General features: G+C 73.2%; 11 protein-coding genes and 1 pseudogene. 3 read left to right on the top strand and 9 right to left on the bottom strand.

Annotation, left to right across the window (positions count from 1 at the left end):
• Positions 1 to 39 precede the first annotated feature (39 nt).
• The 3 genes from ABNF97_RS20860 to ABNF97_RS20850 all read right to left on the bottom strand — a co-directional run bounded on the left by ABNF97_RS20860 (position 40) and on the right by ABNF97_RS20850 (position 3585).
• On the bottom strand, positions 40 to 2424 hold the full coding sequence (locus ABNF97_RS20860; RefSeq protein WP_349339478.1) for a sodium-translocating pyrophosphatase: 2385 nt from the start codon (positions 2422 to 2424) through the stop codon (positions 40 to 42).
• 329 nt (positions 2425 to 2753) lie between these two features.
• Positions 2754 to 3191: an ATP-binding protein gene (locus ABNF97_RS20855; RefSeq protein ID WP_130465766.1), complete on the bottom strand. Its 438-nt coding sequence runs from the start codon at positions 3189 to 3191 to the stop codon at positions 2754 to 2756.
• A gap of 37 nt (positions 3192 to 3228) precedes the next feature.
• Positions 3229 to 3585 (bottom strand): anti-sigma factor antagonist, encoded by a 357-nt coding sequence (locus ABNF97_RS20850; protein WP_130461649.1) that lies wholly within the window; start codon positions 3583 to 3585, stop codon positions 3229 to 3231.
• Positions 3586 to 3799: 214 nt separating this feature from the next.
• On the opposite strand from ABNF97_RS20850, the gene ABNF97_RS20845 reads away from it, so the two are divergent.
• From ABNF97_RS20845 to ABNF97_RS20835, 3 genes are all read left to right on the top strand, one after another.
• Positions 3800 to 6214, top strand: coding sequence for a DEAD/DEAH box helicase (locus ABNF97_RS20845; protein WP_349339517.1), 2415 nt, complete (start codon positions 3800 to 3802; stop codon positions 6212 to 6214).
• 93 nt (positions 6215 to 6307) lie between these two features.
• Entirely contained in the window at positions 6308 to 6517 is a 210-nt protein-coding gene (locus tag ABNF97_RS20840) for a hypothetical protein (RefSeq protein WP_107262234.1), read from the top strand.
• Positions 6518 to 6945: 428 nt separating this feature from the next.
• A complete protein-coding gene (locus ABNF97_RS20835) occupies positions 6946 to 8346 on the top strand; it encodes a hypothetical protein (RefSeq protein ID WP_349339477.1) in 1401 nt (466 codons plus the stop codon).
• A gap of 135 nt (positions 8347 to 8481) precedes the next feature.
• Here the strand turns inward: ABNF97_RS20835 and ABNF97_RS20830 are convergent.
• The 6 genes and pseudogenes from ABNF97_RS20830 to ABNF97_RS20805 all read right to left on the bottom strand — a co-directional run.
• Positions 8482 to 8919: pseudogene (locus ABNF97_RS20830) on the bottom strand (Rv3654c family TadE-like protein); the annotation flags it as partial.
• A 71-nt stretch (positions 8920 to 8990) separates the two neighbouring features.
• Entirely contained in the window at positions 8991 to 9359 is a 369-nt protein-coding gene (locus ABNF97_RS20825; protein WP_130461648.1) for a TadE family type IV pilus minor pilin, read from the bottom strand.
• The gene (locus tag ABNF97_RS20820) at positions 9356 to 9526 is read right to left on the bottom strand and encodes a DUF4244 domain-containing protein (RefSeq protein ID WP_101368449.1); all 171 of its coding nucleotides are present in this window, start codon (positions 9524 to 9526) and stop codon (positions 9356 to 9358) included. The genes ABNF97_RS20825 and ABNF97_RS20820 overlap by 4 nt, the downstream gene beginning before the upstream one ends.
• A gap of 25 nt (positions 9527 to 9551) precedes the next feature.
• A complete protein-coding gene (locus ABNF97_RS20815; protein ID WP_502930532.1) occupies positions 9552 to 10331 on the bottom strand; it encodes a type II secretion system F family protein in 780 nt (259 codons plus the stop codon).
• 14 nt (positions 10332 to 10345) lie between these two features.
• Entirely contained in the window at positions 10346 to 11230 is an 885-nt protein-coding gene (locus ABNF97_RS20810; protein ID WP_349339476.1) for a type II secretion system F family protein, read from the bottom strand.
• Complete coding sequence (locus ABNF97_RS20805) at positions 11227 to 12456, bottom strand: TadA family conjugal transfer-associated ATPase (protein ID WP_349339475.1); 1230 nt, start codon at positions 12454 to 12456, stop codon at positions 11227 to 11229. The genes ABNF97_RS20810 and ABNF97_RS20805 overlap by 4 nt, the downstream gene beginning before the upstream one ends.
• Positions 12457 to 12486 lie beyond the last annotated feature (30 nt).

Here is a 12486-nt window from a genome sequence, read left to right as displayed (position 1 = left end):
TCGCGTGCGCGACGGACCCGGGTCCGGATCTGCTCCGCCTCAGGCGGTGACCGTCTGCGGCTGCTGATCCGAGCTGCCGCTGCCGGCGCCGTCGTCGTCCGGGTCGGAGTCCGACATCGCCACCGGCTTGCGCTTGCTGAACAGCACGGCCGCGACGATGATCAGCGCCGCGACGACCGCGACGGCGATCCGCAGCGCGGTGTTCTTGTCCTCGCCGACGCTCCAGGCCACCACGGCCGGGGCGATCAGCAGGGAGACCAGGTTCATCACCTTGATCAGCGGGTTGATCGCCGGCCCGGCGGTGTCCTTGAACGGGTCACCGACCGTGTCACCGATCACCGTGGCCGCGTGCGCGTCCGAGCCCTTGCCGCCGAACGCGCCGTCCTCGACCAGCTTCTTGGCGTTGTCCCAGGCGCCGCCCGAGTTGGCCAGGAAGACCGCCATCAGGGTGCCGGCCCCGATCGCACCGGCCAGGTACGCGGCCAGCGCACCCGGGCCGAGTCCGAAGCCGACCGCGATCGGCGCCAGGATGGCGAGCAGCCCCGGGGTCATCAGCTCGCGCTGCGCGTCCCGGGTGCAGATGTCGACCACCTTGCCGTACTCCGGCCGCTGGCTGTAATCCATGATCCCGGGCAGCTCGCGGAACTGCCGGCGTACCTCCATCACCACGGCGCCGGCCGAGCGGGAGACCGCGTTGATGGCCAGACCGGAGAAGAGGAAGACCACCGCGGCGCCGATGATCAGACCCACCAGGTTGCGCGGGTTCGCGACGTTGAGCAGCCCGTCGATCGACAGGTCGGAGCCGGCGTCCCGCAGTGACGTGCCGAGCGTGTCGGTGTACGACCCGAACAGCGCGGTGGCGGCGAGTACCGCGGTGGCGATCGCGATGCCCTTGGTGATCGCCTTGGTGGTGTTGCCGACCGCGTCCAGCTCGGTGAGGGTGCGCGCGCCCTGCTCGTCGATGTCGCCGGACATCTCGGCGATGCCCTGCGCGTTGTCGGAGATCGGCCCGAAGGTGTCCATCGCGACGATCACGCCGACCGTGGTGAGCAGACCGGTACCGGCCAGTGCCACCGCGAAGAGCGAGAGCGTGAGCGAGCCGCCACCCAGCAGGAACGCGCCGAAGACGCCGGCCGCGATGAGCAGCGCGGAGTAGACCGCCGACTCCAGGCCGACGCTGATCCCGGCCAGCACCACGGTGGCCGGACCGGTCAGCGACGACTTGCCGATGTCCTGCACCGGCCGCCGGTTGGTCTCGGTGAAGTAGCCGGTCAGCGCCTGGATGGCGGCGGCCAGCACGATGCCGATCACCACGGCGCCGATGGCGAGGATCCGCGGGTCGATCGGGTCGGCCGCGCCCTCGGCGAGGCCGAGCCTGGTCCGCCAGTCGTCACCTACCAGTTCGGCCCAGGTGGCCGGCAGGTAGACGAAGGACATCACCGCGACCAGGATCGCCGAGACCACCGCGGAGGCGTAGAACGCCCGGTTGATCGCGGTGAGCCCGGAGCGGTCGCCGGCCCGCAGCCGGGTGATGAAGACCCCGAGAATGGCGATCAGCACGCCGATGGTGGAGACGATCAGCGGGAAGACCAGCCCCTGCTCGCCGAAGGCGGCCCGACCGAGGATCAGCGCGGCGACCAGGGTCACGGCGTACGACTCGAACAGGTCGGCCGCCATTCCGGCGCAGTCACCGACGTTGTCACCAACGTTGTCGGCGATGGTCGCCGCGTTGCGCGGGTCGTCCTCCGGGATGCCCTGCTCGACCTTGCCGACCAGGTCGGCACCGACGTCTGCGGCCTTGGTGAAGATGCCGCCGCCGACCCGCATGAACATGGCGAGCAGCGCGGCACCGAAACCGAAGCCCTCCAGTACGGTCGGCGCGTCGCCCTGGTAGATCAGGACAACCGCCGCCGCGCCGACCAGGCCGAGGCCGACGGTGAGGAAGCCGACGACGCCACCGGTTCGGAACGCGATCTGCATCGCCGTTTCCCGGCCGCCCTGGTGCTCGCGGGCGGCGGCCGCGACCCGCAGGTTGGCCCGGGTGGCCAGGGCCATGCCGGCGCCACCGATGAACGCGCTGAACAGGGCACCGACCACGAAGAAGCCCGAGCGGCCGATCTTCACCAGCGTCTCGTTGCCCTCGGTGTCGTGCACCGGCAGCAGGAAGAGCAGGATCACGGCGACCACGACGAAGATCGCGAGGGTGCGGAACTGCCGGAGCAGGTAGGCCGAGGCCCCCTCCTGCACGGCGCCCGCGATCTCCTGCATCTTCTCGGTGCCCTTGCCGTTCGACAGCACGGCCTTGGTCAGCGCACCGGCAAAGCCGAGCGCCACCAGGGCGATAACTGCCGCGACGACGACGTACGAGAGATTCTCACCGCCGAGGGACAGCACGCCACCGTCGGCGGCCATATCTACGGACATCTATGTCCTCCTGTACCGAACACTCGCGTCGGGCCGGCAGACGAACCGGCCAGACGTCTCCACGCGTGGAGCGACAATTCGCAAGGGTTCCGCCGGCCCGGGACAACCCACGACCGACGATGCTCCCCCACCCACGGGAGCGGGACCAGCACACTTGCGGATAACCCCGGGTACTCTAGCGGTCCGTGGTGTTGGAGGTCACACAGAGGACCTGCCTGGTCGCGATGATCTTCGTCGTTGTGTTGCCCACGGGGTTCTGGTAATGCTCGGTGCCGACCGCCGCCGGGGAAGCCGTCGGGACGGTGACCGGAGGCCGACCAGCGACCGGACTACCGCCCGAGCGGCCAGACCATCCGGACCTCGGTGCCGACGCCCTCGTCCACCGGACGCACCTGGAGGTCCTCGACAAAGCCCGCGAGCAGGGCAAACCCGACACCGACCGTCAGGGCCTCGTCGGTCAACGACTCGTCGGCCAGCTCGTCCGGAGGCAGCGCGGCCAATCCCAACCCGGCCTCGATCGGCGCCCGGTCGATCACCCGGACCGTGTACGCCGGACCGTCCGACATCTCGACCTGCACCAGCTCGCCCAGCCCGTACTGGCGGTGCAGGGCGACGGCGCGGGCGCAGGCCTCACCGATCGCCAGCCGTACCTCGTCGAGCAGTTCCTCGGGCACGCCGGCCCGGCGGGCCACCGCGACCCCGACCAACCGGGCGGTGCGGACGTGGACCGGGGCCGGGGTGAAGGAGAGCCTGACCCTCGACATCACGAGTCGACCGTCGAGATCGGGCATCGGCGCGTCGACATCAGGCATCGGCACCGGAGGAGTCGGCCGGCGTGGCGGCGTCCAGCGTCGGATAGATCGGGAACACCTGGTCCAGGGCGGTGATCCGGAAAATCTTGAGCAGCGGCTCCTTGTCGCAGATCAGCCCGAACGTCCCGCCGACGGGACGCAGCCGCTTGAGCGCCCCCACCAGCACGCCGAGGCCGGTCGAGTCGAGGAAGTCCACCCGACCCAGGTCGACGACGATCGCCCGGGCCCCGCCGTCGATCAGCTCGACCAGTCGTTCGCGCAGCCGCGGGGCGGTGTAGACGTCGACCTCGCCGCCGACCTCCAACACCGTGTACTCACCGATGGTGCGGGTCGTCAGCGACAGATCCATCAGTCCTCCTCTGACCGGCCAGGAACGCTCCTGGGCATCTAACCATCGAGGGGCGGCCCACGCAGCGAGGGCGGACCGACCCCACCCGGCCTTCCGACGCACGTACGAGAGTGCGAGAGTGCAGGGCGTGACGTATCCCGCAACAGTATCGGCCGGTACCGGGGGCGGGGACTCCCGCCCGGCCGGTCGTTTCGGCGCGGGTGAGCTGCTGGCCATGCTGCGCGCCCGCACACCGGGCGGCGGGGCCGGCAACCCGGTCACCCACGTCGAGCGGATACCGGCCCGCCCGGGTACCGCGGTCGACTGGCCGGAGTGGGTGCCGGCGGAACTGCGCGCCGTCCTCGCCGGACAGGGCGTGGTCGCGCCGTGGCGGCACCAGGCCGAGGCCGCCGGGCACGCGCACGCCGGCCGGCACGTGGTGGTCGCCACCGGCACCGCGTCGGGAAAGTCGCTCGCGTACCAGCTTCCGGCGCTGGCCACCCTGCTCACCGACCCCCGGGCCACCGTGCTCTACCTGGCGCCGACCAAGGCGCTCGCCGCCGACCAGCTCCGGGCCGTCGCCGCGCTCGACCTGGATGGGGTACGCCCGGCGTGTTACGACGGCGACACCCCGCGCGGCGAGCGGGACTGGATCCGGGCGCACTCCCGGTTCGTGCTGACCAACCCGGACATGCTGCACCACGGCATCCTCCCCGGACACGCGAGGTGGTCCACCTTCCTGCGCCGGCTGGCGTTCGTGGTGGTCGACGAGTGCCACACCTACCGGGGCGTCTTCGGCTCGCACGTGGCGCACGTCCTGCGCCGGCTGCGACGACAGGCCGCGCGCTATCCGGGTACCTCCGGATCGGTGCCGGGGCAGCGGGGCGGGACCGGCGGTCCCCGGCCGGCGCCGGACGGACCGGTCTTCGTGCTGGCCTCGGCGACCTCCGGCGACCCGGCCGCGGCGGCCGAGCGGCTGACCGGGCTGCCGGTCACCGCCGTCACCGAGGACACCGCGCCGCGCGGCGGGTTGACCTTCGCGCTCTGGGAGCCGCCGCCGCTGCCGCCGTCCTCGCCGTCGGACGTCCCGGACCCGGCCGACCGCGCCGGGGCGGCTGCGCCGGGCGGCGGGTTCGACGCCGCCCCGGTACGCCGCTCCGCGCTGCGGGAGACCGCCGACCTGCTCAGCGACACGGTCGCGGCCGGGGTGCGGACGCTGGCCTTCGTCCGGTCCCGGCGCGGGGCCGAGGTGATCGCCACCACCGCCCGGCGCAGGCTGGACGAGGCGGTGCCCGGGCTCGGGGCCCGGGTCGCCGCCTACCGCTCCGGCTACCTGCGCGAGGAGCGCCGCTCGCTGGAGCAGGCGCTGCTCGGCGGCGAGCTGCTCGGACTCGCCTCGACCAGTGCACTGGAGCTCGGCGTCGATCTGGTCGGCCTGGACGCGGTGCTGATCTGCGGCTACCCCGGCACCCGGGCCTCGCTCTGGCAGCAGGCCGGCCGGGCCGGGCGCTCCGGCGGGGAGGCGCTGGCGGTACTGGTGGCCCGGGACGACCCGCTGGACACCTATCTGGTGCACCATCCGCAGGCGCTGTTCGGCCGGCCGGTCGAGGCGACCGTGCTCGACCCGGCCAACCCGTACGTGCTCGGGCCACAGCTGGCCTGCGCGGCGGCCGAGTCCCCGCTGACCCCGGCCGACCTGGAACTCTTCGGCGCCGGGGCGAAGGAGGCGGTCGAGGCGCTGGTCGCCGCCGGCGCGCTGCGGCACCGCCCGACCGGCTGGTACTGGCGGCACGCCGGACGGCCGGAGGTGGACCTGCGCGGCACCGGCGGCACCCCGGTGGACGTGGTCGAGTCGTCGACCGGCCGGCTGCTCGGCACCGTCGACCCGGCATCGGCACACTTCCAGGTCCACCCCGGCGCGGTCTACCTGCACCAGGGCGTGTCGTACGTGGTCGACGCCCTCGATCTCGACGACGGGTGCGCACTGGTGCACGCCGAGGAGCCGGACTGGTCCACCCACCCCCGGGACGTCACGTCGCTCTCCGTCGCCTCGGTCCGCTCCTATCTGGACGCCGGGCCGGTCGGGATGTTCCTCGGCGAGGTCGACGTGACCAGCCAGGTGGTGTCGTACCAGCGCCGCCGGCTCGCCTCCGGTGAGGTGCTCGCCACCCTGCCGCTGGACCTGCCCGCCCGGGAGCTGCGTACGGTCGCGGTCTGGTTCACGGTCTCGCCCGAGTCGCTGGCGGCGGCCGGGGTGGATGCGGCCGAGGTGCCGGGGGCGCTGCACGCGGCAGAGCACGCCGCGATCGGGCTGCTGCCGCTGGTCGCCACCTGCGACCGCTGGGACATCGGCGGGCTCTCCACCGCCAACCACCCGGACACCGAGGCGCCGACGGTCTTCGTCTACGACGGGCACCCGGGCGGCGCGGGCTTCGCCGAGCGGGCGTACCGGGCGGCGTCGGAGTGGCTGACCGCGACCCGGGACGCGATCGCCGAGTGCGGCTGCGAGACCGGCTGCCCCTCCTGCGTGCAGTCCCCGAAGTGCGGCAACGGCAACAACCCGCTGGCCAAGTCGGAGGCGGTCCGGGTCCTCGACGTGGTGTTGTCCAACCTGGCCAGGCTGGCTACGGCCGAGCCCGACGCGACCTGATCGCGGATAGTCGGTATTCGCATGCATGGATCTATGTGGATCCGGTTAAGTTACGCTGGGAGCGCTTCCACGGATCCGCCTGAGGAGGACGTCGTGGCCGACACCATCGCCGAGACCGTCGAACTGCTGTACACCATCGACCAGGCACATCTGACCGTCGACCAGCAGATCGCGCTCTCACAGGCGTACGCGGCACTGGCCCAGGCAGAACGCCTGGACCAGATCCACCAGATGCTGCACAGCATCCATCAGGTGCTGAACAGTTGGGTGGTGCGCCGGGCCACCGAGGGCAGCATCCGCTGAGCCATCCCGCCGCACCATCCGCGTGCCGGGCCCGCCGCTGGTGCCCGCCCCCGCCGCTCGCGTGCCCGCCCCGCCACTCGTTGCCCGGCCCGCCACCCCGGTAAATGTCCCAGGAGTGCCGACCGATCACGTTCGGGCGAAGCCGCGCCCCTCGTGATTACATTGACGAATACGAATCACTGCACATAGGGTTGAGTCCCATCACACTCAGTGAACCTTTTTCAACCTCCCCTGCGGTCCGTCGGAGCGCAAGGTCGGACGCGGTGTGTGAGCGCCGCGCGGTTCAGGCTGAAAAAGGTTCAGTAATCACGGCCGATCTCGTCGGCCGGTCCACGCCCGGTCTTGCTCCGTCTTGCTCCGCATTCACCGGCCTGCGTCGCCTCGGCTGTGAGGCCGGCCGGTCCCGTTCCGAAGGGCAGGTCGCCGCCGTGTCCGTCCTCGTCAGCACCGTTGCCGGTCGCCGCCGGCCCGGCCGCCGGCCGTTCGCGCCGGTCGCCGCCGGTCTGGCACTGGCCACCACCGCCGCCCTGGTGGCCGTCCTGTCCTCGCCTGTCGCCGGCGTGGCCACCGACGATGCCGGCGTGGCCACCGATGATGCCGGCGTGGTCACGACTGCGGCCGGCGGCGGAGATCTGGCCGTGGCCGACCACACCACCCGGCCGGGCCGGACGGACACCGGAACGACGGCGGTGGCCCCCTTGTTCGAGGACGACTTCGAGGATGGCGACGCCGCCGGCTGGTCGACGCTCGGCGGGCGGTGGTCGGTCGGCGGCGACGACACCACGCTGGCGTTCCGGCAGCGTTCCGGCAGCGCCGCCGCCGGCGCCCGGGTCGGTGATCCCGGCTGGACCGACTACACCGTCAGCGTGCAGGTGAGGCCGACCACGCTGGGCAGCGCCCGCTCCTCGATCGGGCTGCTCGCCCGGGTCCAGTCCAGCAGCAGCCACTACTACCTGAACCTGCGCGGGAACAGCCAGCTCGAACTGGGCAAACTCGTCGCCGGTCGGGGCACCGTGCTCGCCTCCGCACCGGTGACCGCGGCGATCGGCGGCTGGCAGACGCTGCGGCTCGCCCTCCGGGGTGACCGGCTGGTCGGACAGCTCGGGTCCGCCTCGGTCACCGCCACCGACGGCGAGTTCGCCCAGGGCCGGATCGGGCTGACCACCAGCTACGCCACCGGCTGGTTCGACGACGTCCTGGTGGAGCCGTCGGCGCCGGACATCCAGCCGCCGAGCGCACCCGGTCAGCCGCAGGTGCTGTCGGTCGTACCCGGCGCGGTCACCATCACCTGGCCGGCGTCGACCGACAACGTCGGCGTGGCGCAGTACTACGTCTACCAGGGCGACCAGTTCTACTCGCAGTACCTGGCCCGGATCGTCCCGGACAACGCTCCGCTGACCCTTCAGCTCTCGCCGACCGCGGCGTGGACCCACTTCTCGCTCACCGCCCGGGACGCGGCCGGCAACATGTCGGGGTTCTCCGCCCGCGCGTCCGTCCCGCAGCCGCCGTCCTTCCCGCGCAGTGGTGACAACACCGTCCCGCCCAGCCCGCCGGGCGCTCCCGTGGTCACCGCTGTCACCCAGGGCGGATACCTGGTCAGCTGGGAACCGGCGACGGACGACATCGAAGTGATCGAATACCACGTCTACCACGTGTTCGCCATAGACGAGATCAGGGTCGAGGCGAAGGTCAGCACCAACACCGCCGTGATCACGCCGCGGGGCGGCTACGAGACGATCTACGTCGTCGCGTACGACGCATCGTGGAACTCCAGCCGCAGCCCCACCGTGCAACTCCTGCCACCGCCCACTCCACCGGCCACCCGGTAGGGCGGTGCCGGAGGGATCCTCCACCAGCGGCAGCCGAGTCGATCGAGGTGATCGAGCACGTGCGGCGCCCGGGCCCGGTTGCTCGCCGAGATACCCGCCGGGCTGGCCTGCCTCGCCACGCACCGGGCCGGCCCGGGCTGTCGCTCGGGCAACCCTGGTCATCCCCGGCAGCGGCTCGACCGTCACCTCGGCGGTGAGCTGGAGATCGAATCCGTCGAGCGTGCAGCCGGTGATCCGGGCGCTGTTGGCGGCGGCGATGACCGCCGCCCGCGAACAGGCCCGCTCTGGTCCGTCCAGCGCGTGGGCGGCACCGGCGAGGGCTCCCAGGTCCGCCGCGACCCGGGCCTGATGCCGAGCCACCCGGGCGGCGGCGATCGCCGCCGCACCGAGGCTGAACACCACCAGTACCAGGCCCGCGACGAGCAGCCACACGGTGGCGCTGCCCCGCTCGGATCCGCCGCCGCGCGGGGGCGAGGTCCCGCCGGCCTTACCCGCCGGGGCGCGGTGCCGCGGTGTCTCGTCGCACGCCCGGGTCGCGTCGCAGAGCCGGGTCGCGGTGCGGTCGGGCGTCATGCGGTCGAGGGCCGTGCGGTCGAGCGCGATGCAGTCAGGTGTCATGCGATCGAGGGCCATGCGATCGGGCGTCATGTCGACGGCTCCGGTGCACCCGGTTCGACCGCTGCCACCGCAACCGCGCTCACCGTCAACCGGGGCAACCGCGCCCCGAGCGACCGCACCGGTGCCCGTACGGTGGCCACCACCCGGTCACCGTCCACCGAGACCGACACCACCGCGCCCGGCGGTGCGGCGCGGGCACCGGCCGGTACTCCCGGGGCACCGCGGGAGGCAGCCAGGGCCGCCTCCCGCGCCGCGTCCACGCACTGTCCCTTCGTGATCACCGCATTTACGGCGGCGAGCCCGGCGAGCAGCAGAAGCAGCAGCGCCGGCAGGCCGGCCGCCAACTCGGCGGTGAACGAGCCCCGGTCGCGGTCGCCCGGCCGGCACCGGATCACGACAGAGCCCGGTCGATCACGCTCGCCAGCGCGGCCTGCACTCGACCGGAGGTGAGTACCTTCAGCAGGATTCCGGCGAAGGCGACGGCGGCGAGGGTGCCGACGGCGTACTCGGCGGTGTTCATCCCGGCGTCGCCGCGGAGCCGGGCGATCAACTTGCGCAGCATTGATTCAGTTCCCTTCTCGAATCGGTCACAGCACGTCGCCGAGCACGGCGACGATCACCGGCACGAGGCCGGCGAGAATGAAGGCGGGCAGGAAACACAGGCCGAGCGGCAACACGATCAACACGCCGGCCCGCCGGGCCGCCGCCTCGGCATCGGTCACCCGGTCGGCCCGCAGGTCGTCGGCGAGTCGGGTCAACGCCCCGGCCAGCGCGGCCCCGCTCGCCGCGGAGCGGACCGCCGCCGACGTCAGCCGTTCCGCGCCCGGCACCGGCCCGAGACACGACCACGCCTCGTCGGACGTGCCGCCGAACCGGAGGGTCCGGCCGACCTCGGTGAGGCGCTCGCCCAGCGGACCGCCGAGTGCCTCCGCGACCGCACAGACCGCCCGGTCGACCGGTGCGCCGGCCCGCAGTGCCGCCGCGAGCAGGTCGGCGGCGAGCGGAAGATCGGCCGACTCGCGCAGCCGACGCCGTCGTACGGCCGCTGGTTCGAGCCGGCGGAGCAACCGGTCGAGACCGACCGCCGCCGTCACCCCGACCAGGACGCCGAGCACACCGCCGAGCAGCACGCCGGACGCCAGTCCGGCCAACCCGGCAGCCAGCCGGACGAAATCGATCCGGCCCGACCAGCCGGGCCGGCCCCGGTCCGACCTCGGCAGGCCCCGCCCCGCTGCTCGGGTGGCTCGGGTGGACAGTCCGACGGCGGCGGGGCCGAGTGCGGCAAGCCGTCGTCGGGACGACCGGCGGGCGGGCACCCGGACCAGCGCCAGCAAGAGGGCGAGACCGGTCAGAACTCCCGGCACCAGGATCCGCACCGCCGTCAGCGCCCCGAGGTCACGACGGACCCGGCCCGGTCGGTGTGGCCGGCACCGCTGAGCCGACTCGCCCAGGCCAGGCCGGCAAGTTGCAGAACGATGGCGCCGACCGCGCAGGCCGCGCCGATCGGGGTGTGCAACAGAATCGCCATCGGGTCGACCCCGATGCCGTAGCCCAGGGCGATGCCGCCGGCCGGCAAACCCGCCAGCAACCAGGCGGTGGCACGCGCGCCGGCCGCCTGTGCTTCGGCGGCGGCCAGCCCTCGGTCCATCGCCCGCGCGTCGGCCTCGATCCGCTCCAACAGGTCGGCCAGGGGTGCGCCGGTCTGCTCGGCGAGGCGTACCGCCGCTCGGGCGAGACCGGCCAGCCGGTCCGACCCGTCGGCCGCTGGCATGACGCCCGACGGCGTGGCGGTCGACGGCATGACAGCCGAGGGCATGACCTGCCACGGCATGGCGGTCGACGGTGGCAGCCCGGCTCGCAGGTCGGCGGCGAGTCCGCAGAGCGCGTCGAGTTGGCGACGGTGCGCCCGCTCGGCCGACCGGCCGACCCGGCGGCGCAACAGGGCACGTATCGCGATTCCGGTGTAGGCGGCGACAGCGAGCGCCGCGACCGGACCACCGGCGAAGGCGCCCCCGACGCCACCCAGCACGGCACCGACGAGCACGGCCCGCCATGGCGGTACCGAGGCCAGTAGCCGGTCCAGGGCAATCGACCAGGAGACCGGCAATCCCGCCGGCCCGTCACCCGGGTCGGCCCGCCCAGCGGTCCGTATGGCGTGCCGTCGTCCGATCACCGCCCGGCGCCGCGCCCGAGCAGTGCCGGCCGGCCAGCCGACCAGGATCGCCGCGCCGATCAGACAGGCGGCGGCCAGCCACCAGGTGGTCACGGCGTACCCCGGGTGATCTCCCGTCGGCCTGCCGACGGCTGCGGCCAGGACCGGGACCCGTCGTCCAGCAGCGGCGGCACCGGCACTCCCCGCTCGGCGAGCAGCGCGGCCAGGGCCGGAGCGGCCGGACCGGGACCCCGCTCCCTTCGCCAGGCCGGTACGACCGTGACCAGGCGCTCCGGGCCTGCCGGCAACAGCAGGCAGACCGCCTCCAGCACCCGCCCGGTCGAAGCGCGGCGGACCTGGAGCAGTACCTGGAGCGCGGCGGCCACCTGGGCGTGCAGGGCCGACCGGGGCAGCCCGCCGAGCAGCCCCAGTGCCTCCAGTCGGGCCGGCACGTCGGCCGGTGCGTTGGCATGCAGCGTGCCCGCCCCGCCGTCGTGCCCGGTGTTCAGCGCGGAGAGCAGGTCCACCACCTCGGCGCCCCGGCACTCGCCGACCACCAGCCGGTCGGGGCGCATCCGCAGCGCCTGGCGCACCAGGTCGCTCAGCCCGACCGAACCGGCACCCTCCACGTTGGAGGTTCGGGCCTGCAGGCCGACCACGTGCGGATGCACCGGTCGCAGCTCCGCCGCGTCCTCGACCAGCACGATCCGTTCGGTCGGTGGCACCAAACCGAGCAGCGTGTTCAGCAGGGTCGTCTTGCCCGACCCGGTCCCGCCGACCACCAGGTAGGCGAGCCGGGCGGCGACCACCGCCGCGAGCAGCGTGGCGGCGGCGTGCGGCAGGGCACCGTGGCGTACCAGGTCGTCGAGGGTGAACGGACGTTGGCGGAAGGTACGCAACGACAGGTACGGCCCGCTGGTCGCCACCGGCGGCAGTACGGCGTGCAGCCGGGTGCCGTCCGGCAGCCGCGCGTCGACGTACGGGCTGCCCTCGTCCAGCCGTCGACCGCAGGCTGCGGCGAGCCGCTGGGCGAGCCGGCGTACCTCGTCGGGGCCACCGAGCGGTACCGACACCGGGGACAGCCCACTGCCCCGGTCGACCCAGACCTCGGTGCCGTTCACCAGCACGTCGGTGACCCGGTCGTCGGCGAGCAGTGGCGTCAGTGGGCCGGCACCGACCAGGTCGTGATGAACCCGGGTGGCCATTCGCAGCACGGTGGTGTCGCCGAGGACGGCGGCGTCGGGCTCGGCACGTACCGCCGCCACGACGGCGGCCGGAGTCACCGTCGTCCCCTCGGTGGCGAACCGGCGCCGGACCCGGGCGGCGAGATCATGACTCATGGCCGCACCGCCCCGGTGCGAGCGACCCGA

Source organism: Plantactinospora sp. B6F1, assembly GCF_040120695.1.
GTDB lineage: Bacteria > Actinomycetota > Actinomycetes > Mycobacteriales > Micromonosporaceae > Plantactinospora.
Note: the sequence above shows the minus strand (reverse complement) of the source record. Positions and strands in the feature narration are given on the sequence as shown.

Bases quoted from the DNA above. Each gene is read 5' to 3' on its own strand.
- ABNF97_RS20860 (WP_349339478.1), bottom strand. From the start codon at position 2,424: ATGTCCGTAGATATGGCCGCCGACGGTGGCGTGCTGTCCCTCGGCGGT.
- ABNF97_RS20850 (WP_130461649.1), bottom strand. From the start codon at position 3,585: ATGGATCTGTCGCTGACGACCCGCACCATCGGTGAGTACACGGTGTTG.
- ABNF97_RS20845 (WP_349339517.1), top strand. From the start codon at position 3,800: ATGCTGCGCGCCCGCACACCGGGCGGCGGGGCCGGCAACCCGGTCACC.
- ABNF97_RS20820 (WP_101368449.1), bottom strand. From the start codon at position 9,526: ATGCTGCGCAAGTTGATCGCCCGGCTCCGCGGCGACGCCGGGATGAAC.
- ABNF97_RS20805 (WP_349339475.1), bottom strand. From the start codon at position 12,456: ATGAGTCATGATCTCGCCGCCCGGGTCCGGCGCCGGTTCGCCACCGAG.